The sequence below is a fragment of the Actinophytocola sp. genome, assembly GCF_050699915.1.
Taxonomy (GTDB): domain Bacteria; phylum Actinomycetota; class Actinomycetes; order Mycobacteriales; family Pseudonocardiaceae; genus Actinophytocola.
Window position 1 is genome coordinate 1 of sequence record NZ_JBOHGA010000090.1, and the last position, 23,880, is coordinate 23,880.

Below are 23,880 nucleotides of genomic sequence, written 5' to 3' on the forward strand. Positions count from 1 at the left end.
CTCGTGCTGCCCGCGCTCGGCACCGCGAGCGGGGTCGCGCTCGGGGCGGGCGACAAGGTGGTGACCGGCACGGTCACCGTGCGGCTGGCCGGGGTCGCCGGCTCGCTATCGCCGCTGATCCTCACGGTCGCGCTGGCCCTCGCGCTCGCCCTGGTCCTGGGCGCCGCGCGGTTGCTCGCCGGTCGCCGGGCCCGCCGCGTGGTGTCCACATGGGACGGTGGCGCCGGCCCGGCGCCGCGCCGGGCCACGACGTTCGCCGTGCCGGCGTACGGATCCGCGCGGACAGAGGGTCGCCTCTACCGGCCCGTGCTCGCCCTGCTCGACGCGTGGGGCCGGGCCGGCCGCCTGCTGGCCACCGGCAGCGTGCACCGCTACGTCGGCTACGGCTTCTACGCGGTCTGCGGGCTGCTCGCGATCCTGGTGGTGACGCGATGAGCGGAGCTTGCGGAGCGAGTCATCGAACACGCGGAGCTTGCGGAGCGAGTCATCGAACACAGGGCGACCGCGAGCGGCGGCACCGAGCCTGCGAGGGGGCGTCGTGAGTGCTCTGGGGATCGTCGCCGGTGTGACGCAGCCGATGCTGCTGCTCGCCGGCTCGCCGCTGCTGGTCGGCGTGCTGGACAAGGTGCGCGCCCGGCTCGAGGGCCGGGTCGGCGCCGGGATCTGGCAGCCCTACCGGGATCTGCGCAAGCTGTTCGGCAAGGAGTCGGTCGACCCGGGCGGCACCGGCGAGGTGTTCCGCGCGGCGCCGCTGCTGCTGCTCGCGACCACGGTCGTGGTCGCGGTGGTCGCGCCGTTCGTGGCGGCCGAGTCGGCGGTGGGCCCGGCGGCGGACCTGTTCGCGGTCGTCGCGCTGCTGACGTTGGGCGCGGTCGCGCTGGTGCTCGGCGGGCTGGACACCGGCTCCGCGTTCGGCGCGCTGGGCGCCGGCCGGCGGCTCACGATCCTCGCGCTGGCCGAGCCGACGCTGCTGGTCGCGATCCTCGCGGTGGCCGCCCGCGCGGGCTCGACCAACCTCGGCTCGATCGTGTCCGCCACGCTCGACGACCCGGTCCGGGTCGTCTCGCCGGGCAGTCTGCTCGCCGCGGCGGCCTTGCTGGTGGCGGTCGTCGCGGAGACCGGGCGGCGGCCGGTGGCCGACCCGACCACGCTCGAGGAGTCGACGATGGTCCACGGCGCCACGGTCCTCGACTACGCCGGCCCGGATCTCGCGATCGTGCGGCTGGCGTCGGCGATGCGGCTCGCGGTGCTGCTGGGCCTGCTCGCGAACCTGTTCGCGCCGTGGGGGATCGCGACCACGCTGGGCGCCGGCGCGGTGCTCGTCGGCGTGCTCGCGTTCGTGGTCAAGGTCGCCGTGCTCGGCGTGCTGGTGGCCGTCGCCGAGGTGTTCGTGGCCCGGCTGCGGCTGGTCCGGGTGCCGGGGCTGCTCGCGGGCTCGTTCGTGCTCGCCCTGCTGGCCGTGTCCGCCTCCTACTTCCTGGCCTGAGAGGGGAGGTCGCATGAATGACTCCTTGTACGCGCAGCTGCTGGACCTGGCCTGCGGTGGGCTGCTGCTGACGGCCGCGGTGGCGCTGTGGCGCCACCGGCTGCCCGTGGTGGTCCGGGTGTTCGTCCTGCAGGGCGTGGCGCTGGCCGGACTCGGCGCGGTGCTGGCCATCCACCAGGTCTCCGTGCAGCTGTGGGCGGTGGCCGCCGGCCTCCTGGTCTTGCGCGCGTGCCTGCTGCCCTACCTGCTGCGCCGCGCGCACCGGCCACCCGCCGGGCAGCCCGCGGACGACCCGCGGCCGCTGGTCGGCGGGGCGGTGTCGCTGCTCGCGGCGGCCGCGCTGACGCTGCTGGCGTTCGCCGTGTGCCGGCCGCTGGTCGAGCTCGTCCCGGGCGGGGTGACGGGTGAGGCGAGCGCGGCGATCCCGGTCGGCGTGGCCGTCGTGCTGATCGGCTTCCTGGTGCTCGTCACCCGCCGCGGCGCGCTGGCGCAGCTGGCCGGGCTGGTGCTGATGGACAACGGGATCACCGCCGTCGCGCTGCTCACCGGCGCCGGGCTGGGCCTGCTCGTGCAGGTGAGCGTGGCACTGGACGTGTTGCTGGTGCTGGTGATCCGGCAGCTGTCAGCCGTGCGTACGGCCGAGACCATCGGTGACACCGACCTGGACGAGCTTCGGGAGCTGCGGGACTCATGATGACCGTATTCATGTTCGCGCCGCTCGCCGTGCCGCTGCTCGGCGCGGTCGCGTACGCGGTGCTCGGCTGGCGGCCGCTCACGGCGTGGGTCGGCGCGGTGAGCGCGGGCCTGGTGCTGGCCGCCGCGGTCGGCGCGTCCGTGGAGGTCGCGGGGTCGGGGGAGTTCGCGGGGGAGTTCACCGCCGCGGCGGGCGTGCTGCGGGCCGACGCGCTCACCGCGTTCCTGCTCGTCGTGGTCGGTGCGGTCGCCTTGCTCGCGACCGTCGCGACGCCGGCCCATCTCGCCGCCGAGATCGAGGCCGGCCGGGCCACCGGTCGGACCGCGCGCTGGCACTGCGTGGCGGTCCAGCTGTTCCTCGCGGCGACGGTGCTCGCGGTGCTCGCCGCCGACCTCGGCCTGCTGTGGGTGGGCATCGAGGTCGCCGTGCTGGCCACCGGGTTCCTGGTGGGGCAGGGGGCGAGCCGGGCGGGCGCGGAGGCGGCCTGGAAGGTCGTGGTGGTCTGCTCGGCCGGTCTCGCGCTGGCGTTGCTGGGCGTCGTCTTCCTCGAGACTGTCGGCTCCAATGTGGACGGTGTGCGGATCGCGGTCGTGCTGCTGGTGGTGGGGTTCGGCGCGATGGCGGGCCTCGCGCCGCTGCACGCGTGGCTGCCCGACGCGCACGGCCAGGCCCCGGCACCGGTGGCCGCGCTGCTGTCGGGCGTGCTGGCGTCCGTCGCGGTGTACGCGATCCTGCGGGTCCGCGCCGTCGCCGACGTGGCGCTCGGGCCGACGTTCGGCCGGGTGCTGCTGGCCGCGCTCGCGGTCGCCTCGTTGCTCGTCGCCGCCTCGCTGCTGCTGGCCCAGCGCGACTACCAGCGGATGCTCGCCTACTCGAGCACCGGCCAGCTCGGCCTGGTCGCGCTCGGCGCGGCGATCGGCGGCCCGCTCGCGCTCGCCGCGGCGCTGCTGCACCTGCTCGGGCACGCCATCGCCAAGGCGGTGCTGCTACTCGGCGCCGGGCGGATCCGCCAGGTGACCGGCACGAACCGGACCGAGGGTGTGCGCGGGCTCGCCGCTCGGCACCCGATGCTGGCCGGCGCGTTCGGGGTCGGTGTGCTCGCGCTGCTCGGGCTGCCGCCGTTCAGCTTGTTCGCGAGCGGGCTCGGCATCGCCCGAGCCGGGTTCGCGGCCGGCCTCGGCTGGCTCGTCGCGGTCGCGCTGGTCCTCGTGCTCGCGATGGCCGTGGCGCTCGTCGCGCACACCAGCCGCATGCTGCTGGGCGAGCCGCCGGACAGTCCCGGCGCGGCCACCGCCCCCGGGGCGCTCGCCGTGTCCACCTCGGCCGCGCTGGTCGGCGGCCTGGTCGTCTGCGCGGCCCTCGGGGTGGCCGCCGAACCGCTGGCCACGCTGCTACGCCAGGCCGCCGAAACGGTTTCCACGACACCGGGGGCGCCATGACCGCCGAGATCACGCCCACGCCCGGCCCGCCCGGCGACTCCGTCGGCCGGCACCGCACGGCGCTGACCGTCAGCCCGGACGACCTGCCCGGCCGGGCGAAGTCGTTGCTGGACAAGGGGTACCGGGTGGCTCTGGTCGCCGGCCACGAGGACGCCGGCAACACCGGTCTGCGCGCGGTGTACCTGTTCACCGCCGCCGACCCGGACCGCCGGGTCGAGGTGCACGTGCCGGTGCCGCGGGACACCCCGACCGTGCCGAGCCTGGCGGGCATGTCCGTGGTGGCCGCCCGGTTCGAGCGGGAGATGCACGACCTGTTCGGCATCGTGACGCTGGGCCACCCGGCGCCCCGGCGGCTGGTCCGGCACGGGCACTGGCCGCGCGGCTGGTACCCGATGCTCGCCGCCGCGGGGGAGCCCCCGGAGTTCGCCGCCGCCGAGGTGCCGGCCCCGGTCGACGAGGCGGAGGTCGCGCTCGGCCCGGTGCACGCCGGGGTGATGGAGCCGAGCCAGTTCCGGCTCACGGTCGACGGCGAGCGGATTCGCGGCGTGGGCGGCCGGCTCTGGTATGTCCACAAAGGAATCGAGCGGATGTTCCAGGACCGCCCGCCGGCCGCCGGGATCGAGCTGGCCGAGCGGATCAGCGGCGACACCGCGATCGGGCACACGCTGGCCTTCTGCCTCGCGGTCGAGGACGCGTGCGCGCACCCGGTCTCCCCGGACGTCCAGCGGATCCGGGCGATCCTGCTGGAGCTGGAGCGGCTCTACAACCACGCGGCCGACCTGGGCGCGCTGTGCGGCGACGCGGGGCACGGCGTGCTGGCGGCGCACGCGCGGCGAGTTCGGGAGGAGCTGCTGCGCGTCAACGACGCGGTCACCGGCCACCGGCTGCTGCGCGGCGCGATCCACCCGGGCGGTGTGATGGTCCGCCGGCTGCCCGACCCCGAGCGACTGGCCGAGTTCGCCGCCGAGGTGGCCTCGATCGTGGAGCTCGCGCTCGCGAGCAGCGTGGTGGTCGACCGGTTCACCGGCACCGCGGTGCTCGCCGCGGCGGACGCGGCCGAGTACGGCGCGCTGGGCTATGTGGCCCGGGCGAGCGGCCTGACCGTCGACGCCCGGCACGACCACCCGTTCCTGCCGGGCGACCCGCCGCGCGCGTACGAGCGCACCGACGGCGACGTGCTGGCGCGGTTCCTCGCGCGAGCGGCGGAGTTCGCGGACTCGGTGCGGCTCATCACCGCGCTGTCCGAGCACGGCTTCGACCACTCCGTCGAGCCCCCGCTCGCCCGCCGCACCGTGGCGGCGACGGGGGTGGGCATCGTGGAGGGTTGGCGAGGCACGATCACCCATCGGGTCGAGCTGTCCGCCGAGGCCACGTTGACCCGGGTGAAGGTCGTCGACCCGAGCTTCGTCAACTGGGCCGCGCTGCCGCTCGCCCTGTCGGACACCGACGTGGCCGACTTCCCGCTGGCCAACCGCAGCTTCAACCTCTCCTGCGCCGGCAACGACCTGTAGCTACGAGGCTGTGGCTACGAGGCTGTAGTCATGAGGCGCTGTCGGCGGGGAACTCGGCGGTGTAGCCGAGCGACTTGAACATGCCGGACAGCATGGCGCGGGTGTTCTTCTCCGCGCGCTCGGTGAGTCCGGCGTCCTTCGCGGCGGCGGCCATCTTCTCCTCCGCCATCACGTAGAACTCCTGCTGGTCCTTGGTCTCGAACAGCGACGAGACGCGGTCGAACACGCCGCGTTCCTGCGAGTACAGGTAGGTCCGCTTCTGGTCGATGCTCGGCTTGTCCAGCTTCGCCTCCGGGAGCTGGACCGCGACCGTGCGCTTCTCGGTGTTCACCCGCAGCGCCTCGTCCGCCAGCCGGCCGAGGTCGACGTACGCGTCGACCGTGCCGGCGGACACGAACAACGTCCGGCTGCCCGCGATGACGTCCGGCACCCAGGCGACGTCGTGCTCGAGATCCACGACCACCTGGAAGTTGCCCTCCGCCGCGTGGTACTGGCTGAGGTCCTTGACCGACTGCAGCAGCGCGGGCTGGCTGCGGTCGACCTCCTGGTCATCGAACGGGTTCAGGCTCGGCAGTTTGCTGACCACGAAGAGCGCGGCGACGACGATGACGACGACGATGCCGACCGTGCGCCCCACTTTCCACATAGGACTGAGGTGCGTGACTGGCATGTCAACCTCCTCACCCCTCGATTTTTTCACGGGGGGCGGGAGGTCGCAGAGCGGCGAGCGGTCAGCCGTCGCCGTAGGTGGCGCGCAGGCTCGTCTTCAGCAGCTTTCCGGACGCGGTGCGGGGGAGCGGGGAGTCGGCGAACACGACCGACGCCGGGACCTTGTACTTCGCGATCCGCCCGGCCAGGAACTCGGTCAGCTCGGCCGGTTCCAGCTGCTCGCCGTCGCGCACCACCACGACCGCGCGGCCGACCTCGCCCCAGCGCTCGTTCTTGACCCCGATGACCGCGCAGTCGGCGACGGCCGGGTGCTTGTGGATGGCGTCCTCGACCTCGGCCGGGTAGACGTTCTCGCCGCCGGAGATGATGAGGTCCTTGATGCGGTCGCGGATGTAGAGGAAGCCCTCCTCGTCGGTGACGGCCACGTCGCCGGTGCGCAGCCAGCCGTCCTCGGAGAGCGCCTTCGCGGTCTCGGCCGGCTTCTCCCAGTACCCGGGCATGACGTTCGGCCCGTGGATGAGCACCTCGCCCGGCTCGCCCGGCGGGAGCTCGTCGCCGTCGGGCCCGACCACCTTCACGTCGGTGAAGAAGCACGGCGTGCCGGCCGAGCCGACTTTGCGCGTGCTCTCCTTGGCCCGCAGGAACAACCCGCTCGGCGCCGACTCGGTGAGGCCGTAGCCCTGCAGGAACGTCAGCCCGCGCGCCTGGTAGGTGGTGATGACCTGCTCGGGTACCGGCGCGCCGCCGCAGATCAGCGTGCGCACCGAGGACAGGTCGGCTTCCGCCCAGCCGGGCGTGGCGGCGATGGCCTGGAACATCGCGGGCACGCCGAACAGGTAGGTGGCCCGCCGCTCCTTGATGAGCTCGAGCGTGCGCACCGGGTTGAAGGCCGGCATGAGCACGACGGTGCCGCCCTTGAGCAGCGTGGGCAGGACGGTCTGGTTGAGCGCCGCGACGTGGAACATCGGCGCGTTGACCAGCGTCACCTCGTCGCCGGCGAGGTCGACGTCGATGAGCAGGTTGAAGCTGTTCCAGTGGACGTTGGCGTGGGAGAGCGCCGCGCCCTTCGGGTGTCCGGTCGTGCCGGACGTGTACATGATGACGGCGATGTCCTCCTGGTCCACCGGCTCGTCGATCGGGTCCTCGGAGGCGTCGGCCAGCAGCTCTTCGTAGGTGTCGAAGTCCACGGTCTTCGACACGACCTTGCCCAGTGCCTCGGCGGTCTCGGCGTGTGCGGGCGAGTGCACGAGGACGCTCGCACCGCTGTCGCCGAGGATGTAGGCCAGCTCCGCCGGCGCGAGCCGGGCGTTGAGCGGGATGAAGATCGCACCGAGCATCCCGGCGCCGAACAGGGTCTCCAGCAGGTTCGCGTGGTTCGGCCCGAGGTAGGCGACGCGGTCCCCGTTGCCGACGCCGAGCTTGGCGAGCGCGTGCGCCGTCCTGGTGCTGCGCCGGTGAAGCTGTTCGTATGTCCACTCGCGACCGTCGTCGACCACGGCCAGGCGGTCGGGCGACATTCGCGCTCGGCGGGCGGTCCAGGATCCGATGCCTTGGTTGCGCATGCGGTTCTTTTACCACACGGCGGACTCGGCCGAAGTGCGCCTTCACGGACCCGGGCCACGACGCGCGAATTCCTAGAAAGCGCTTGCTATGAGCGACTAGACTAGGTGGTCGACCCGACAGTGCGAGGAGGCCGGCGATGCCCGCGAAGCTGGACGACGTCGCCCGGCTCGCCGGGGTCTCGCCCGCCACCGTCTCGCGGGTGCTCAACGGGAACTACCCCGTCGCGGCGCAGACGCGGGTCAAGGTCCTCGACGCGCTGCGCGAGCTCGACTACGTGGTCAACGGCCCCGCGCGGGCGCTCGCCGCCGCCACCTCGGACGTCATCGGCGTGATCGTCAACGACGTGTCCGACCCGTTCTTCGGGATCCAGGCCCGCGGGCTGCAGCGCGAGGCCGCGGACGCCGACCTGCTCGCCATCATCTGCAACACCGCGGGCTCGCCCGCGGACGAGCTCAAGTACCTCGGCATGCTGCTGCGCCAACGGGTCCGCGGCATCGTGCTGACCGGCGGCGCCCCGGAGGACCCGCGCCACCAGACAGCCACCGCCCGCCTGCTCGCCCAGGCCACCGCGGCCGGCACGCACGTCGTGCTCTGCGGGCGCCCGGCCCCGCCGGGCGTGGACGTGCCGTCGGTCTCGTTCGACAACGAGGCCGGCGCGCGGGCGCTGGCCCGCCACGTGCTGTCGCTGGGCCACGAGCGGATCGCCTACGTGGCCGGCCCGCCCGCCAACACCACCACGACCGCGCGCCACGACGGGTTCCGCGCCGCACTCGCCGAGCACGGCCTCGATGCGGCGGCGACCGTGCACGGCGACTTCTCCCGGCACTCCGGCTTCGAGGCCGCCGTCGGCCTGCTGCGCGGCCATCCCGGCGTCACGGCGATCGTCGCGGCCAACGACCTCATGGCGCTCGGGGTGGTCGCGGCGCTGCGCCGGCACGGCGTCGACGTGCCGGGCGAGGTCTCGGTGGCCGGGTTCGACGACCTGCCGGCGTGCGTGGACGTGGTGCCCGCGCTGACCACCGTGCGCATCCCGTTCGAAAGGGGCGTGCGCGCCGCCGGCCGGGCGGCGGGCGGGCGGGACCGGCTCGCCGGCGGCTGGATCGAGGTCGAGCTGATCGTCCGCGACTCGGTCGCCCGGCCCGGCCGCGGGCTGCCCGCGCGGTGAATCGGTGACCGACCGTGTGGCGTTGACGTGGCTTGTCGACGCGGCTTAGGGTGCCATGATAGTAAGCGCTTTCTAGCCGATGCGGACGTGGCGCCCAGTCGTGATCATCTTCCTGGTCCTGCAGCGGCAGATCGTCAAGGGCGTTGCACAGACGGGGTTCAGGTAGGCACGATGAGCCGAATGGCGCAGCGAACCGTGCACCTGCTGGACGACAACGCGACAGTCCGCGACTGGCTGGTCGCCGGCGGCTGGTCGGAGCCGGTCGCCGAGCTGGCGGAGCTGCTCGAACCGGACGGCGACCCGTGGGGCGAGAACGGCCGGTGGGTGCTGACGAACGGCCCGGACGTCACGCTGCTCAAGCGCCGGCTCTACGAGCTCTGTCCGTTGTGGACGGACCAGTCGCTGCCCGAGGTGGTCGAGGGCGGCCCGGTCGCCTACCGCGGGCCGACCGGCGCCGACCACGAGGACACCTGGCGCCGGGTGCACGTCCCCGGCGACGGGCTCGTCGACTGGAGCGAGTTCTGCTTCACCCCGGCCTACCGGGTGGCGCTCTCGGGCACCGTGTTCGAGGTCGACCAGGCCGAGTGGCGGCTGCTGCGGCTCGCGTCCACCGGGCCCTGTCTGCTCTACGTCAACGGCGAGTGCGTACTGGCCACCGGGATGGTCAGCTACATGGAGCCGATCGAGCACGAGGTCCGGGTGTGGCTGCCGTCGGGGGAAAGCTCGGTCGTGGTGAGCTCGTGGCAGGTCGGCTTCCGCGAATGCCGCCAGGTGGTGCGGCTGCGGGTGGGCGGCCTGCCGGTCCGCGTCGTGGTGCCGAGTCCGGGCGCGGACGAGGAGCGCGCCGCGCTCGCGGAGCAGCTGCTCGACGCGGTCGGCACGCCGCGATGGGGGATGACCGAGCCGCGGCTGGAGCTCACCGGGCCCGACGGCGTACCGCTGCGGGTGCGGGTCGGTGACGTCGAGCGGCGGGTGCGCCTCGACGACGGCCGGGCGACGGTCTCGCTGGAACGCACGCCGGCCGAGGAGGGGCCCGGCTCGGCGTCGATGCTGGGCACCGGCGAGCTGACCGCGCGGGTGTGGCTGGACGACGACTCGTCGCCGGTGTTCCGGGACCTCGGCGTCGCCGTGCTGGGGCCGCGGTACCGGGGCGAACCGGAGGGCGACCCGGCCACCTGGCGCGAGGAGGTGCTGGCACACGCGGCGGACGGGCAGAACGGGTGCGCCGCCGAGCTCGCCGCCGCGACGCGGGACCCGGCACACGCCCCGCGCGCCGACCGGCTCGAGCACGCACTGGGGATGCTCGCGAACCGGGCCGACTGTTCGGACTTCGAGGTGCTCGGCCTGCTGCACCTGTGGCACCGGGTGCCTGAGGCGTCCTGGTCGACGGAACCGGCCGACACTCGCGCGGCCGTGCGCGAGGCGCTGCTGGGCATGAAGTACTGGATCGACCAGCCCGGCCTGGACGCGATGTGCTACTTCACCGAGAACCACCAGCTGGTCTGGCACACCGCGGAGTACCTGGCCGGGGAGGCGTTCGCCGACGAGACGTTCGCGAACACCGGCTGGACCGGCAGGCGGCACGCCGAGCACGGCGCGGCGCTGGCCCGGGAGTGGCTCACCGCGCGGCTCGCCGGCGGGTTCAGCGAGTTCGACTCCAACGCCTACCTCGCGATCGACGTGCTCGCCCTGGTGTCGCTCGTGGAGTTCGGCGCGGACGGCGAGCTGGTGGAGCTCGCCGCCGGGCTCCTCGACAAGACGTTGTTCACGCTGGCGACGAACTCGTGGCGGGGCGCCCACGTGTCCGCGCACGGGCGCTCCTACGTGCGCACCCAGCGCTCGGCCCGGTTCGAGGAGACCGCGCCGATCATGTGGCTGTGCTGGGGTGTCGGCGCGCTGAACGACGCCACGTTGCCCGCGACCGCGCTCGCCACCGCCCGGCGCTACGTGCTGCCCGACGCGGTGCGCGCCGCCGGCCGGCTTTCCGGGGAGTGGTTCGGCCGCCAGCGGTACCGGGGCACCTACCGGGCCGAGCACGACCTGCTGTCCCGGCCCTACTCGTCGGACCTCGCCGTGTACCGCACGCCGCACGCGATGCTGAGCTGTGCGGAGGACTACCGCCGGGGACTGCCCGGCTTGCAGGAGCTGATCTGGACGGCGGCGCTCGGGCCGGAGACCCAGGTCTACGTCACGCACGCGCCGAACGACGCGGTCCACTCCTCGGCGCGGCCCAACGCCTGGGCGGGCAACCGGATCCTGCCGCGCGCCCGCCAGCATCGCGACACGGTGCTCGCGCTGTACCGCATCCCGACCGACGACCCGGCAGGCTACACGCACGCGTGGTTCCCGCTGTCCACGATGGACGAATGGGTTCGGTCGGGCACGTGGCTCGCCGGTCGGCGAGGCGCCGGGTACGTCGCGCTGTCCACTCAGGACGGTGCACGGGTGCTGGCGGCCGGTTCGACCGCGGGGCAGGAGCTGCGCGCGAACGGCCCGGGCCTCGCCTGGGTGTGCGTCGTGGGCGACGCCGACCGCGACGGCGGCTTCGCGGAGTTCGTCGCCGCGCTGGGCGAGCCGGGGTACGGCGACGGCACGGTGTCCTACCGCACCCGCCACGGCGTCGAGCTGGCGCTGGACTGGACCGGTCCGTTCACAGTGGACGGTCGACCGGCGGACCTCGACGCCCTCGGCGACGAGCGGCCACACCTGGACAACCCGCTGGTGCGGATCCCCTTCGGCGCGGAGCGGATGGAGCTGGACGGTCACGTCATCGACCTGCGCCGCGGCCGCCCGGTCTAGCGCAGTACCGCCCAGAGTCCCCAGCCGGCCTCCGCCGTGAGCGCGGCGAACCGGCGGCCGCCGGCGTCGTCGAGGGCGGCGTCGTCGAGGGCGGTGCGCACGGTGTCGACCGGGACGTGGTGCGGCGCGTCGGTGCCCAGCGCGTTCGACCACACCACCACACCGCCCGGCGCGAGCACCCGCACCACCTCGGCGGCGAACAGCGGCACGTCGGCGAGGACGACGGCCCGCGCGGCCCCGTCGGGCAGCGGCAGCCGGGACGCGTCGGCGATCAGGCGCCACGGGGCCCGCGAGCGGCGCATCATCTCCGGGGTGAGGTCGAGGCTGACGACGCGTGGCCACACCGCCGCGAGGTGCGGGGTGAGCAGGCCGGTCCCGGCGCCGACCTCCACGCAGAGCCCGGCGGGGAACGGCCCGCCGCGGTCGAGCGCGTCGGCGAGTGGCACCGGCCGGTAGCCGCCGCGTTCGCCGTCCCACTCGGGTGCGAGCCGGGTGTAGCGCCGGACGACCTCGCGCGCCGACTCGCCGGACCACACGCCCGGGTCCTCGGCGATCTCCCGCGATCGCCGCTGCGAGGCGACGGCCTCCGGCCTAACCGGCTTGCCCGGCGCGGCGGGCACGACGCGAGGCAGGGTGCGGATCACGAGCCGATCATCCCACCGGGCCCGGGTGCGTCGTCCGGGTCGATGGTGATCTTCCGGCCGGTGTGCGAGAGTCTCACACCGTGCGGCCCACGCTCTACGAGTTCGCCGGCGGCCGGCCCGCCTTCCTGGCGCTGGCCGAGGCACACCACGCGCGCTGCCTCGCCGATCCCGAGCTCAACCACCCCTTCTCCCACCCCGGCCTGCATCCACAGCATGCCGAGCGGCTCGCCGACTACTGGGCGGAGGTCCTCGGCGGCCCGACGCGGTTCTCCGAGACGTGCGGGGGCCACTCGGCGGTGCTGCTCATGCACAGCGGCGAAGGCGACCTCACCGACCTCGGCCGGCGGTTCTACGAGTGCTTCGTCGCCGCCATGGACGACGCCGGGCTGCCCGCCGACGCCGAGTTCCGCGAGGCGATGCGCGCGTACATGCGAGCCGCGGTGGCCGAGATGCTGCGCTACCCGGACGAGCCGCCCCCGTCCGGGCTGCCGATGCCGAACTGGTCCTGGGACGGTGCGGTCGCTAGGTGATCGACCGGACCAGCATCGGGAACGAGCGGTGCAGCGCCCTCTCCCAGTAGGGCCACGCGTGCCGCCCCGGACCGTAGAAGTCGGTGCGCACCTTCACGTGGTGGGCCCGCAGCTCGTCCGCGAGCGCCAGCGACTGTCCACCCAGGAACGCCTCCAGACCGTCCGGCTGCGCGTCCGGCGGGTCGAGCGGTCCCGGCTCCCCGTTGCCCGTGGACAGGTACACCGGGATGCCGCGCAGCCGCCGCGCCAGGTCGAACGGGTTGTGCGCGGCCCAGATGTCGGGGTGCTCGGCCGGGTCGCCCCACAGAGCGGCCGGGTCCAGGCCCCAGCCGCGCACGAGGGTCGCGACGAGGTTCTCGCCGGCCGGGCTCTGGAACCTGGTGTGCACGACTCCGCTGTAAGAGGCCGCGGCCCGGAACATGCCGGGATGGCGCGCGGCGTAGGACAGCGCGCCGAAGCCGCCCATCGACAGGCCGGCGACCGCGCGCCGGTGGCCCGACCGGTACTCGCGCTCCAACAGCCGGCGCAGCTCGGTCAGGTGGAAGGTCTCCCAGGCGGGACCGGACAGCCAGTCCGAGTAGAAGCCGGCCGGCCCGGCCTCCGGCATCACGACCAGCACGTCGGCCCGGGCGGTCAGCTGCTCGGCGTCGGTGTTGTTCGTCCACGAGCGGTAGCCGGTGTCGCCGTCGCAGCAGCCGTGCAGCAGGTAGAGCGTGGGCCAGCTCCGGTGCGGGGCCCGGTCCCAGCCGGGCGGGAGCAGCAGCCGCACGCCGACGTCGCGGCCGACGGCGTCGGAGTGGACCGTCAGCTCGAGCAGCCGGTCGCTCAGGCGCTCCTCGTGCACGACCCACGCGCCGGAGCGCGTGGGGGCGACCGAGGCCGCGGAGGTGGCGCTGGCCGGCAGCGTGACCACGAGGCTGAACAGCAGGGCAAGGGCGAGCAGGAGCGCCCGGATTCGCATGATGACCTCCGTCGGCCGTCCGTGACTCCATCGTGCTGCGCTTGGGCCTCGGGGACAAGATCCGTCCGGAGTCAGGCCTCGTGGCCGGGCCGCAGGTGCTTGACGGACTGGAAGGGCAGCTGGCCCAACCCGGTCGCCTCGCCGACCTCGGTCGGCTCGAGCAGCAGGCCCTCGTGGTCACCGGTGTCATGGCGGCTCAGCACCCGGCCGGCGAACCACTGTGGACAGTCGGCGAGGATCGGGGTGCCGGCCGGGCCGGGGCGCCACTCGCAGTGCGCGAACTTGTCGACGTCGGTGCCCGTGCGGCTGCCGAAGAGCTCGGCGAGCGCCCGGTTCCGCTCGGTCGGCAGGTGCACGACGACCACGTCGGCCCCGCGCGCGACCGTGTAGGTGTGGTTGTTCTTCGACAGCCAGACCATGAACCGCGGCGGGTCGATGCCGCACTGCGCCGCGAAGCCGACCAGACAGCCCGCCCGCCGCTCGCCGTCGGTGACCGTGACGACGAGCATCGCGTAGTCCAGCGCGCCGACGAGCTCGTTGAACCGGTCCACCGTGGACGCCATGGGGCGACGCTACCCGACGGTGAGATCACCGGGTTCGTCAAGAACTTTCGGGGTGATTTTCCGTAACGGATCGGCCAAGGCGGGCGACCCCCTCCTATTGGGAGGCAGCGAGGAGAAGCGAATGACAGGACATCAGCTCGACCCGACGTCGATCGACGCGTTGCGGGCAGGCTTCGGCGGCCGGGTCGTGACGCCGCAGGAGGCCGACTACGAGGACGTACGCTCGGTGTTCAACTCGATGATCACCGCGCGGCCGCAGGTGATCGCCCAGGTCGAGACCGCGGCGGACATCCCCATCGCCCTCGACTTCGCCCGGCTGCACCACCTCGACGTCGCCGTGCGCAGCGGCGGGCACAGCGTCGCGGGTGCGTGCCTGGCCGACGGCGGGCTCGTGATCGACATGCGGCGGCTCAACGACGTCCGGGTCGATCCCGACCAGCGGACCGCGCGCGTCGAGGGCGGCGCGGTGTGGGGCGACGTCGACCGCGCGACCCAGCGGCACGGCCTGGTCACCACCGGCGGGCGGGTGTCCACCACCGGCGTCGCGGGGCTGACCCTCGGCGGCGGCTCCGGCTGGATCGAGCGCAAGTTCGGCCTCGCCTGCGACAACCTCCTCTCGGTGGACCTCGTCACGGCCGACGGCCGCCGGCTGACCGCCAACGAGCAGGAGAACCGCGAGCTTTTCTGGGCGCTGCACGGCGGCGGCGGCAACTTCGGCATCGCCACCGCGTTCACGTTCCGGCTGCACGAGCTGCCCGAGTTCTCGATCGCGCTGCTGGTGTGGCCGGGTGAGCAGGGTCGGGCCGTCGGCGGCGCGTACCGGTCGCTGATGGCCAACGCCCCCGACGAGCTCGGCGGCGGGTACCTCTACCTCACCGGCCCGCCGGAGGAGTTCGTGCCGGCGCACCTGCAGGGCAGGCTGTGCGCCGCAGTGCTCGCGACCTACTGCGGCCCGGTGGAGAAGCTGCGCGAGTACATCGCTCCGCTGCTCGCGATGGCGCCCGAGGGCCAGGTGGTCACCGACATCCCCTACGCCGACCTGCAGTCGATGCTCGACGACCCGCCGGGATTCCGGAACTACTGGTCGGCCGAGCATCTGAAGGACATGCCCGACGAGGCGCTCGACCGGTTCTGCGAGCGGGCCGACGACATGATCGTGCCTTCGCCCTCGCAGCACCTTTTACTGCCACTGGGCGGCGCGGTGGCTCGGGGCAGGGCGTGGCCGGGCTTCAACCGCAGCGACTCCTGGGTCGTGCATCCGCTCGGCCTGTGGACCGACCCGGCCGACGACGACCGGGCTCGCGCCTGGGCGCGCAACCTCCAGGCCGACGTCCGCCAGTGGTCGACCGGCGACGTGTATCTCAACTTCATCGGGGACGAGGGCGAGGAGCGGGTCGTCGCGGGCTTCGGGCTGGAGAACTACCGGCGGCTGGCGAAGCTCAAGGCCGAGATCGACCCGGACAACGTGTTCAACCGCGGGCACAACATCCGGCCGGCGCGGGCGGGGACCGGCGTCTGAGGCGTTGCCCCGCCGCACGCACTGCTCGACGATGTCAGGGCGACCCGCCTCGGGCCGCCCTGACATCGAGGAGGGCCCGTGCCATCGCTGCCTCTGTTGCCGACGTCGCTTGTCGGCAGCTACGCCCAGCCCGAGTGGCTGATCGACCGTGCGAAGCTCGCCGGGCGCTTCCCGCCCCGGGTGCGCGCGAAGGAGCTGTGGCGGGTCGCGCCGGAGACCCTGGACCAGGCCCAGGACGACGCGACGCTGCTCGCGATCCGCGCCCAGGAGCGGGCCGGCCTGGACATCCTGACCGACGGTGAGATCCGGCGGGAGAGCTACTCGAACCACTTCGCCACTCGGCTCGAGGGCGTGGACCTGGACAACCCCGGCACGGCGCTGGACCGCAGCGGCCACCCCAACCCGGTGCCGCGCATCACCGGCGCGATCCACCGCCCGCACCCGGTCGAGGTCGGTGACCTGGAGTTCCTGCGCGCCAACACGACGCACCCGGTGAAGATGACCGTGCCGGGCCCGTTCACGATGAGCCAGCAGGCACAGAACGAGCACTACCCGGACCTCGAGGCGGCCGCGATGGCCTACGCGGCGGCGGTGAACGCGGAGATCCGCGACCTGTTCGCCGCGGGCGCGGACATCGTGCAGATCGACGAGCCCTACATGCAGGCCCGACCCGACGCCGCGCGCGCCTACGGCCTGGCCGCGCTGAACGCCGCGCTGTCCGGAGTGGACGGAACCACGGCGGTGCACATCTGCTTCGGCTACGCGGCGATCATCCACGAGCGGCCGTCGGGCTACTCCTTCCTGCCGGAGCTCGCCGACTGCCCGGCGGACCAGGTCTCGATCGAGACCGCACAGTCCGGTTTGGATCTCGGCGTGCTGTCCGACCTGACCGGCAAGACGATCATCCTCGGCGTGGTCGACCTGTCCGACCACGCCGTCGAGCCGGACGACGTGGTGGCCGCGCGCGTGCGGCGGGCCTTCGACCACGTCGCCCCGGAACGGGTCGTGATCGCCACCGACTGCGGGATGAAGTACCTGCCCCGCCAGTCCGCGGAGGGCAAGATGCGCGCGATGGCCGGGGCGGCCCGGCTGCTGCGCGCCGAGCTCGGGGGTGCCTGAGCGGACGGTCCCGGTGCTAGGCTCCGCGGTGGCGATGGCCCATCGCCGAACCTCTCTCGGGCTCACCCCAGCTGAGCCGGGCACAGGGGCAAAGGGGGACGAACTCCCGGGCCGTGGTCCATGCTGGCAATCAGTCACCGACGCCGTCGGATCGGCTGCTGGGGAGCGTTCCGTCCGGCGCCGAACCAGGAACTGAGATGCCACGCGAGAAGAACTTCAAGAAGCTCGTCCGCGCCCGCGCCGCGAAGACCGGCGAGTCCTACACCGCCGCCCGCGCGCACTTCGTCACCCCGCCGCCACGCCCGGCCATCGACCCCGACGCCGGGGCGCTCACCCGCGCCCTCGCGGCCGCCGGAGTGCTGAACCCGCACAGTGGGCAGCCGTTCACCGAGGCGCTCGCGTTCGGGCTCGGCGGCGGGATCGGGTTCCAGTACATGGTCTTCGTCTACGACGGCTGGACCTCGATCGCGCTCGACGGCAGGTGCAACACCCTGTACTTCGAGAAGCGGGGCTTCCTCGAGAACGCGTGCGCGCGGCTCGGCGTGCCGGTGCGGGTGGCGCAGCTGCCGACTCCCGAGACGGCCGAGAAGCGGCTGCGCCAGGCGCTCGCCGCGGCCCCGGAGGTCGTCCTGACCATCGACCAGACGCGGCTGTCCGGCCGCTCCGGCGACCTCCCGGACGACCCGGCCGTGCCGTACCTGCCCTGCCCCGTGACCATCGCCGAGCGGGGCGCCGAGCTCGCCGTGACCGGCCTGCCCGGCGGGCGGGTCACCATGTCGTGGCCCGAGCTGCTCGAGGCACGCTGGACACACCAGAAGAAGTACGGCGGCCTGTTCCTGTTCGGCACACCGACCGACCCGCCGGAGCTCGCCACCGAGATCCGGGCCGCGATCGCGCGCACCGCCGAGTGCCTGCTCGAGCCGAGCCGGACGAGCTACGACGGGAACTTCGGTCTCCCCGGCCTGCGCAAGTGGGCGCGCATGCTCACCGACGAGAAGGACCCCAAGGGCTGGCCGACGCTGTGCCCGGACGACGAGTCGCGCCGGGCGGGGATGCTGTCGGTGCGCCGGGGACTGGGTGAGGCCGCGTCCCGGCCGCTGTTCGCGGCGTTCCTGGCCGAGGCGGCGGCGTTGCTCGACGGTACGAAGGACGGTGCGAAGCTCGCCGACGCGGCCGCCACCTACACCGAGCTCGGCCACCGCTGGGCGAAGCTGCTCGAGAGCACGGCCGACGCCGACCCGGCGGACCTGGCCGCGCAGCTGCCCGAGCTGGCCGACGCCGAGGAGGCGGCGGCCCTGGCCCTCCCCGGCCGAGACAGCTAGGCGAACCCGCGCCCGTACACCGTGCCGGCTTCAGCGCACGGTGTACGGGCCGGTCGACACCGCGTGGTAGCCCTTCGCGCCGACCGTCCTGGCCAGCGGGCTGCGCGGGTCCTCGTCGGCCGCCAGCCGGTCCAGCACGTGCCGGAAGTCGTAGCGCGGGCGCCAGCCGAGCACGTCCCGGGCGCGCGCGTTGACGTACACCCGGTCGATCTCGCCGAACATCCGCCAGCCGCGACGGGCGTACTCGGCGGGCTGGTCGGGGAACAGCCGGGCGACCACGCTCGGCGCGTCGCGGTGCAGCTCGGGCAGGTCGGCGGGTGTGAACGGGGTCGTGGCGCTGACGATGAACCGGTCGAAGCCGAGCTCGGGCGCGCGGGCCAGCGCGAGCAGGTGCGCGTCGACCACGTCGGCGAGGTCGACCCGGCGGTACAGGTACTCGGTCGCCTTGACGTTCGCGTCGCGGTAGGCGGTTCGGACCTCGTCGCGGTCGTCGGGCTCGGGGAAGAACCGCGAGGTGCGCAGGACCAGCACCGGCAGGCCGTGATCGCGGTGGACGAGCTCGGCCAGGTTCTCCGCCGCGGTCTTCGTCACGCCGTAGACGTTGCGCGGGATGGGCACGACGTCCTCGGTGATCCAGGCGGCCGGTTCGCCGCGCCCGGGCGTCAGCGCCCGGCCGAACGTGCTCGTGGTGCTGGTGAACACGAAGCTCTCCACGCCGGCCGCGACGGACTCCTCGAGCAGGTTGAGCGTGCCGGTGACGTTCGTGTCGACGAACGCCTGCCGGTCGTGCGAGCCGACGTGCGGCTTGTGCAGCGTGGCCGGGTGCAGCACCGCCCGCACGCCGGACAGGCACGCGCGCACCACGTCCCGGTCGGCGATCGACCCGACCACGGAGGTGAACGGCGAGTCGAGCAGATCGACCCCGACGACGTCGTGACCGTCGTCACGCAGCGTTCGGGCCAACGCCTCCCCGAGGTGTCCGGCACTGCCTGTCACCAGCACTTTGTCTGCTGCCACGCGGCACAGCGTACGGACGCGTACCGATGTGGGCCGATTATTTTCCGGCGCGTGTAACGCCCGGGCGCCGGGCCACGATGACGCTATTGATCCCGCGGTGCTGTCGGACCCCCGACCCGGCAGCACCGCGGGATTCTTCTGTCCGTGCTCGACCTGCCCGGGCTCACCCCGGCTCGTGGTGCGTGTGCGGGCTCCAGTCGTAGATCACCGCCGTGCGCAGCAGCAGGTCCTGCACCGACCGCCGGCGCGCGCTGACCGCGGCCCACAGCAGGCCGATCGGCAGCACCGTGCAGCACACCGCCCGCACCAGCGCCATGCCGTGCCGCAGCCGGCGGCCCCGGTGGTCGACCACCCGCAGTCCGAGCACCCGGTCGCCGTAGGTGCGGCCGGTCACCGTCCAGCACTCGGTGAGGTAGCCGACGAGCACGACCCCGGCGACCGCCAGGACCACGCCACGCGGGGGAGCGGGAAACCGGAACGACACCGGGTCGATCACGAACAGCAGTCCGGCGAGCGCCAGGTAGCCGCTGCCGAGCATGCCGAACAGCACGACGAGGTCGATCAGCGCGGCGAGCACCCGGCTGACCACGCCGGCGCGGCCGCCCTGGTGTGCCCTCGCCTCCTCTGGAACCGACGAGAGCCACGCCGAGTCGCCCGTCACCCCACAGGCCGCGGGCGCAGCACCCGGTCGAACCAGCGCGCCACCGCCTGGTCGGCCTGGATGGCCTGGATCCGGACGTCGCGGATGCTCTCCGAGGCCACCGAGCCGGTGGACACCCGGATGATCTCCGGCAGGTCGATCTCGTCGATCACCCCGCGCGCCATCCGGGCGAGGTCGAGCCGGTCGACGACGTCGGTGACGACGGCCGGCACCACCGTCCGGTAGAGCCGCGTCGCCTCCGCGACCGCGGCCTGCCGCTGGTGGAAGCCGGTCTCGGCGAGCAGCCGCAGCCGCCGGCTCGGCCAGTTCTCCGGCCGCAGCACGACGTCGGTGACCGGGCGTGCGGTGCGAGCGACCGCGCCACCCACGCGCAGCCCGGTGCGGATCCCGAGCACCGCGAGTGCCAGCAGCGCGTCGGCGGCCTGGGGTGTCGGCCCTGGTTGTTCTGCCACGCCACCGATCTTCACCCCCGATCCGCCGGCTCCGGCTCACGCGCAGGAGGTGAGATGCCGTAACGCCGCGGCCGGCGCGAGCGAGAGTGGGTTGCGGGCGGAGGGGCGGAGTGCGGGCATGGCTGGAATCGGCACGGAGGTCAAGTTCACGCTGGCCGCCGACCAGGTATCCGCCGGGCTCGCCGCGTTCGGGCTGGCCGACCGGGTGGCCCGGCGGCACGAGGTCTACTTCGTCGACACGCTCGACGACGCCGGCGACCCCCGGCTGTACGGCCGCCACGTCGTGCTCCGGGTGCGCCGCCGCGGCGACGACTCCGGGGACGTCACCGTGCTCCTGCGCCCGGCCGACCGCGGCCGGCTGATCGGCCGGTGGCGGCCGGGCACCGAGCACCGGGCGGCCTTCCGGGTCGTGCACGACTGGGCGCACCGGAAGGTCCTCGCCGCGAGCGTCGAGGCGGCCTACGACTCAGGTGTCGGGCAGCTGCTCGCCGGACCACGCAAGGGGTTGCTCACCGCGGAGCAGCAGCATTTCGTGCGCAACTGCGCGGACACCCTCGACCAGCCGTTGCGCGACGTGCGGAACGTGGGCCCCGTCGTGTCGCTGACCTGGCCGGACCTGCCCGCCGCGCCGATGCCCGGGCTGCGGGCGCAGCGGTGGAGCTGGGGCGCCCATGCCTACCTCGAGCTGTCGCTGCGGTGCGCCACCGACGCCGAGGCGACCGCGCGGCGCGCCCTGTTCGCCGCCGAGCTGGAGCGCCACGGCCTCAAGCCGGACGACTCCGTCACCACGAAGACGGAGACCGTCCTGCGCGACCTGCTCTGAGCCACGTCCTCTGAGCCACGTCGGCCGTTCAGTCGCCTTCGCAGGTCAGCTCCGGCTCGGTCCGGTCCTGGTTCGTCGCGTCGACGACCATGCCGAACGTCGTCGACCCGCCCGCCGGCACGGTGGCGTTGTACTCCTCGTTCGTGACGGTCACCGCCGCGCCGTCCTGCGAGTCCACGCCGTTCCACAGGTTGTTGATCTCGTGGCCGTCCGGCAGTGTCCAGCGGACCCGCCAGCCGGCGAGTGCCTCGGCGCTCTCGTTGTCGAGGGTCACCTCCGCCTGGTAGCCGGCGTCCCACGAGTTCGTGATCTCGAGCCGGGCCGTGCAGGCCGGCTCGGGCGGAGTCGACGCGGTGGTCGACGAGGCCGGGCCGGGCGTGCCGGTCGACCCGGTCGACTCCGTGTTGCCGATGAGCACGCCGACCGCCACGCCGGCGGCCGCCAGCCCGGCGGCGGCGACCCCGGTCAGGACCGTGCGGCGAGAGACGCGGCGGGCGGGCAGCATCAGCGTCGGCGGGGGCCGGTGGTACTCCGGCAGCGGCTGGCCCTTCGCGGCGGCGCTCAACGCGTCGTGCACGCCACGCATGGACGGCCGCTCCCCGGGTTCGCGGCGCAGCAGCCACATCACCAGCCCGGTCAGCTCCTCGGCCCGCTCCGGCGGCCGGACCTCGCCGGAGGCGACCTTGTGCAGCATCGCGATCGGGTTGTCGTCCACGCCGAACGGCGGCGCGCCCTCGAGCGCGGCGTAGAGCGTGGCGCCGAAGGAGAACACGTCCGACCGCGAGTCCCCCTCGTGGCCGAGCGCGACCTCGGGGGCGAGGAAGGCCGGCGTGCCGGCCATGAACCCGGTCGCGGTCACCGTCGCGTCGCCGGCCGCGCGCGAGATCCCGAAGTCGGTGATCTTCGCGGTGCCGTCCTTGGTGATCAGGATGTTGTCCGGCTTCACGTCCCGGTGCACGATGTCGGCCGCGTGCGCCTCGGCCAGCGCGTCGGCGACCTGCAGGCCGATCGCGGCGACCTCGTCCGGCGGCAGTGTCCCGCGCGCCTCGATCGCCGCGCCGAGGCTCTGCGACGGCAGGTACTCCATGACCAGGCACGGCCGGCCTTCGTGTTCGACGACGTCGTGCACGGCGATCGCGTTCGGGTGCCGCAGCCGCCCGGCGATGCGGCCCTCCCGCGTCGCACGGGCGGTGGCCTCCGCGGTCTGCTCGTCGTCGGACGCCGGGTCGAGGAGCAGCTCCTTGACCGCGACGACCCGGTCGAGCCGCTCGTCACCCGCGCGCCACACGATCCCCATCGCGCCACGGCCGATGAGGGCGAGCAGGCGGTATCGCTCGGCGAGCAGGTCACCCGGTTCCATCGCCGACCACGCTAGCGCGCACGGGCGTCCGACATCGCCGCAACGACCGATCCCCTGGCGAGCCGGCGTCACGCCTTGCGGCCCACCGCGCCGATGACGCACTGCGCCGCCTTGCTCGGCGGCGCCAGCCGCGGGCGTCCGGCCACCACTCGTCGCACGGGGCCGGGCCCGGCTCGGCGAGCGCGTTGGGCTTGATCAGCTCGAGGACGTGCGCGAGGACCACCGGGTCGTTGTCGACGTACACGACGCGGGCCTCGTCGTTGGTGCGCTGCACGATCTCGTGGGTGTTCTCCGCGGTCGACCTAGTCGGGGTGTTCATCTACTCACCGCATGCCGCGCCCGCTGGAGCTACCTCCATACCGACCGCACCCGTTCGATGACGGACGCGGACTGGGCCAGCCCCGCCCGCGCGGCGGCGGCCCGCTTCGCTGGGTCCAAGACGTTGCGCCCGAACGCCTTCAGCGCGTCCCGGTCGGGCGTCACCAGCTCCGCCCGTGCTGACGCCCGCAGCGCCTCGACCTGCGCGGCCGCGCCGGTGCCGACGCCGCGGGGGAGCGGCGCGAGCACGACGACCCGGTCGTAGCCGGCGGCCAGGTCGGCGTTCGCGCCGGAGCGGACGCCGCCGTCCATGTAGCGCCGCCCGTCGATGGTGACCGGCGGCCACACGCCGGGCACCGCGCAGCTCGCCGCGACCGCGAGGACGAGCGACACCCCCGCGGCGCGGTCGAAGGCGCGGAACTCGCCGGTCTCGACGTCGACCGCGGTGATCCGCAGCTCCCGCTCGGGCCACTCGTGCACCGGCAGCCGCGACTCGATCACCGCCACCCGCTCGGCCTCGGGCACCGTGCTGGCACGCTCGGCGAGCTTGCCGATCCGGACGCGCACCTTGCGCGGTGCCCGCGGGCCGCTGACGATCGCGAGCCCGTAGCGCAGCAGCAGGCCGGGCCCGAGCACGCCGGCGATCTCCCCGTCCGGCGGCACGAGCTGCGCCTCGTAGCGGTCGGCGAAGTCCAACCCGGTGGCGACCTGCGCCCCGACCACCGAGCCGGCCGACGTGCCCACGACGAGGTCGGCGTCGCCGAGGTCGACCCCGGCGGCCTTCAGTCCGGACAGGATTCCCCACTCCCAGGCGATCCCGGTGATCCCACCGCCGCCGAGGACGAGTGCGCGCCGCGTCATGGTCACATCATGACGCCTCCGCCCCCAATCTCACGAACCGCCGCGCTCGGGCGTCTACCGGGTGGAAGGGGTGTGACACACATGAACACGCACACGGTCATCGACTCGCCCGTCGGCGAGCTCACCCTCGTCGCCGACGACGGTGTGCTCGCCGGCGTCTACTTCCGGCACCACTGGTACCGGCCCGACCCCGCCACGTTCGGGCCGCGCGACGACCGCGGGTTCGCCGAGGCGACCCGGCAGCTGGGCGAGTACTTCGCCGGCCGGCGACAGGCGTTCGACCTGCCCGTGCGGACCGGCGGGGACTCCTTCCAGCGCGCCGTGTGGCGGCGGATCGGCGAGATCCCTTACGGGGAGACCAGAACCTACGGCGAGCTCGCCGCGGACCTGGGCGACCGGTCGCG

22 protein-coding genes and 2 pseudogenes are annotated in these 23,880 nt (G+C 73.7%); 13 read left to right on the forward strand and 11 right to left on the reverse strand.

Annotated elements, in window-relative coordinates; translation table 11 throughout:
* The 5 genes and pseudogenes from ACRDSK_RS17605 to ACRDSK_RS17625 form a co-directional block, all read left to right on the forward strand.
* Nucleotides 1-435, forward strand: a pseudogene (locus ACRDSK_RS17605) (proton-conducting transporter membrane subunit); the annotation flags it as partial.
* A gap of 103 nt (nucleotides 436-538) precedes the next feature.
* Entirely contained in the window at nucleotides 539-1,486 is a 948-nt protein-coding gene (locus tag ACRDSK_RS17610) for a respiratory chain complex I subunit 1 family protein (RefSeq protein ID WP_431442136.1), read from the forward strand.
* A 13-nt stretch (nucleotides 1,487-1,499) separates the two neighbouring features.
* Nucleotides 1,500-2,180: a hypothetical protein gene (locus ACRDSK_RS17615; protein ID WP_431442137.1), complete on the forward strand. Its 681-nt coding sequence runs from the start codon at nucleotides 1,500-1,502 to the stop codon at nucleotides 2,178-2,180.
* Complete coding sequence (locus tag ACRDSK_RS17620) at nucleotides 2,180-3,619, forward strand: proton-conducting transporter membrane subunit (RefSeq protein ID WP_431442138.1); 1,440 nt, start codon at nucleotides 2,180-2,182, stop codon at nucleotides 3,617-3,619. The genes ACRDSK_RS17615 and ACRDSK_RS17620 overlap by 1 nt, the downstream gene beginning before the upstream one ends.
* Nucleotides 3,616-5,130 (forward strand): NADH-quinone oxidoreductase subunit C, encoded by a 1,515-nt coding sequence (locus tag ACRDSK_RS17625; RefSeq protein WP_431442139.1) that lies wholly within the window; start codon nucleotides 3,616-3,618, stop codon nucleotides 5,128-5,130. The genes ACRDSK_RS17620 and ACRDSK_RS17625 overlap by 4 nt, the downstream gene beginning before the upstream one ends.
* A 28-nt stretch (nucleotides 5,131-5,158) precedes the next feature.
* Here ACRDSK_RS17625 and ACRDSK_RS17630 read toward each other — a convergent pair whose 3' ends face one another.
* A complete protein-coding gene (locus ACRDSK_RS17630) occupies nucleotides 5,159-5,800 on the reverse strand; it encodes a DUF4230 domain-containing protein (RefSeq protein WP_431442140.1) in 642 nt (213 codons plus the stop codon).
* Nucleotides 5,801-5,861: 61 nt separating this feature from the next.
* Entirely contained in the window at nucleotides 5,862-7,361 is a 1,500-nt protein-coding gene (locus ACRDSK_RS17635) for an acyl-CoA synthetase (RefSeq protein ID WP_431442141.1), read from the reverse strand.
* A 137-nt stretch (nucleotides 7,362-7,498) separates the two neighbouring features.
* Between ACRDSK_RS17635 and ACRDSK_RS17640 the strand changes: the two genes are divergently transcribed.
* Together ACRDSK_RS17640 and ACRDSK_RS17645 are read left to right on the forward strand one after the other, a co-directional pair.
* Nucleotides 7,499-8,527, forward strand: a complete 1,029-nt coding sequence (locus tag ACRDSK_RS17640; protein ID WP_431442142.1) for a LacI family DNA-binding transcriptional regulator — start codon at nucleotides 7,499-7,501, stop codon at nucleotides 8,525-8,527.
* A gap of 180 nt (nucleotides 8,528-8,707) precedes the next feature.
* Nucleotides 8,708-11,326: a hypothetical protein gene (locus ACRDSK_RS17645; RefSeq protein WP_431442143.1), complete on the forward strand. Its 2,619-nt coding sequence runs from the start codon at nucleotides 8,708-8,710 to the stop codon at nucleotides 11,324-11,326.
* On the opposite strand, the gene ACRDSK_RS17650 is transcribed toward ACRDSK_RS17645, so the two are convergent.
* A complete protein-coding gene (locus tag ACRDSK_RS17650; protein ID WP_431442144.1) occupies nucleotides 11,323-11,970 on the reverse strand; it encodes a class I SAM-dependent methyltransferase in 648 nt (215 codons plus the stop codon). The genes ACRDSK_RS17645 and ACRDSK_RS17650 overlap by 4 nt on opposite strands.
* Before the next feature lie 80 nt (nucleotides 11,971-12,050).
* On the opposite strand from ACRDSK_RS17650, the gene ACRDSK_RS17655 reads away from it, so the two are divergent.
* The gene (locus tag ACRDSK_RS17655; RefSeq protein ID WP_431442145.1) at nucleotides 12,051-12,500 is read left to right on the forward strand and encodes a group II truncated hemoglobin; all 450 of its coding nucleotides are present in this window, start codon (nucleotides 12,051-12,053) and stop codon (nucleotides 12,498-12,500) included.
* On the opposite strand, the gene ACRDSK_RS17660 is transcribed toward ACRDSK_RS17655, so the two are convergent.
* Both ACRDSK_RS17660 and ACRDSK_RS17665 read right to left on the reverse strand, forming a co-directional pair.
* Nucleotides 12,493-13,461: an alpha/beta hydrolase gene (locus ACRDSK_RS17660; RefSeq protein WP_431442146.1), complete on the reverse strand. Its 969-nt coding sequence runs from the start codon at nucleotides 13,459-13,461 to the stop codon at nucleotides 12,493-12,495. The two genes, ACRDSK_RS17655 and ACRDSK_RS17660, sit on opposite strands and share 8 nt — an antisense overlap.
* 71 nt (nucleotides 13,462-13,532) lie before the next feature.
* Nucleotides 13,533-14,024 (reverse strand): flavin reductase family protein, encoded by a 492-nt coding sequence (locus ACRDSK_RS17665; protein WP_431442147.1) that lies wholly within the window; start codon nucleotides 14,022-14,024, stop codon nucleotides 13,533-13,535.
* 121 nt (nucleotides 14,025-14,145) lie between these two features.
* Here ACRDSK_RS17665 and ACRDSK_RS17670 point away from each other — a divergent pair, with 121 nt between their 5' ends.
* From ACRDSK_RS17670 to ACRDSK_RS17680, 3 genes are all read left to right on the forward strand, one after another.
* Nucleotides 14,146-15,543 (forward strand): FAD-binding oxidoreductase, encoded by a 1,398-nt coding sequence (locus ACRDSK_RS17670; protein WP_431442148.1) that lies wholly within the window; start codon nucleotides 14,146-14,148, stop codon nucleotides 15,541-15,543.
* A gap of 78 nt (nucleotides 15,544-15,621) precedes the next feature.
* Entirely contained in the window at nucleotides 15,622-16,662 is a 1,041-nt protein-coding gene (locus tag ACRDSK_RS17675) for a uroporphyrinogen decarboxylase family protein (protein ID WP_431442149.1), read from the forward strand.
* Between the two features lie 197 nt (nucleotides 16,663-16,859).
* On the forward strand, nucleotides 16,860-17,984 hold the full coding sequence (locus tag ACRDSK_RS17680) for a DUF4872 domain-containing protein (protein WP_431442150.1): 1,125 nt from the start codon (nucleotides 16,860-16,862) through the stop codon (nucleotides 17,982-17,984).
* A 30-nt stretch (nucleotides 17,985-18,014) separates the two neighbouring features.
* Here the strand turns inward: ACRDSK_RS17680 and ACRDSK_RS17685 are convergent, their stop codons facing one another.
* From ACRDSK_RS17685 to ACRDSK_RS17695, 3 genes are all read right to left on the reverse strand, one after another.
* Nucleotides 18,015-19,001: an NAD-dependent epimerase/dehydratase family protein gene (locus ACRDSK_RS17685; RefSeq protein WP_431442151.1), complete on the reverse strand. Its 987-nt coding sequence runs from the start codon at nucleotides 18,999-19,001 to the stop codon at nucleotides 18,015-18,017.
* Nucleotides 19,002-19,164: 163 nt separating this feature from the next.
* Complete coding sequence (locus tag ACRDSK_RS17690) at nucleotides 19,165-19,662, reverse strand: RDD family protein (RefSeq protein ID WP_431442152.1); 498 nt, start codon at nucleotides 19,660-19,662, stop codon at nucleotides 19,165-19,167.
* Complete coding sequence (locus ACRDSK_RS17695) at nucleotides 19,659-20,114, reverse strand: hypothetical protein (RefSeq protein ID WP_431442153.1); 456 nt, start codon at nucleotides 20,112-20,114, stop codon at nucleotides 19,659-19,661. Before ACRDSK_RS17695 ends, ACRDSK_RS17690 begins: the two co-directional genes overlap by 4 nt.
* A gap of 118 nt (nucleotides 20,115-20,232) precedes the next feature.
* Between ACRDSK_RS17695 and ACRDSK_RS17700 the strand changes: the two genes are divergently transcribed.
* Nucleotides 20,233-20,937: a hypothetical protein gene (locus ACRDSK_RS17700; RefSeq protein ID WP_431442154.1), complete on the forward strand. Its 705-nt coding sequence runs from the start codon at nucleotides 20,233-20,235 to the stop codon at nucleotides 20,935-20,937.
* 28 nt (nucleotides 20,938-20,965) lie between these two features.
* On the opposite strand, the gene ACRDSK_RS17705 is transcribed toward ACRDSK_RS17700, so the two are convergent.
* The 3 genes and pseudogenes from ACRDSK_RS17705 to ACRDSK_RS17715 all read right to left on the reverse strand — a co-directional run bounded on the left by ACRDSK_RS17705 (nucleotide 20,966) and on the right by ACRDSK_RS17715 (nucleotide 23,476).
* Nucleotides 20,966-22,297, reverse strand: a complete 1,332-nt coding sequence (locus ACRDSK_RS17705; RefSeq protein WP_431442155.1) for a protein kinase domain-containing protein — start codon at nucleotides 22,295-22,297, stop codon at nucleotides 20,966-20,968.
* Nucleotides 22,298-22,481: 184 nt separating this feature from the next.
* Nucleotides 22,482-22,595, reverse strand: a pseudogene (locus ACRDSK_RS17710) (SAM-dependent methyltransferase); the annotation flags it as partial.
* 50 nt (nucleotides 22,596-22,645) lie between these two features.
* A complete protein-coding gene (locus tag ACRDSK_RS17715; protein ID WP_431442156.1) occupies nucleotides 22,646-23,476 on the reverse strand; it encodes a patatin-like phospholipase family protein in 831 nt (276 codons plus the stop codon).
* A gap of 81 nt (nucleotides 23,477-23,557) precedes the next feature.
* On the opposite strand from ACRDSK_RS17715, the gene ACRDSK_RS17720 reads away from it, so the two are divergent.
* Nucleotides 23,558-23,880 (forward strand): methylated-DNA--[protein]-cysteine S-methyltransferase (locus ACRDSK_RS17720; RefSeq protein WP_431442157.1); only part of this gene is annotated, 323 nt, incomplete at its 3' end.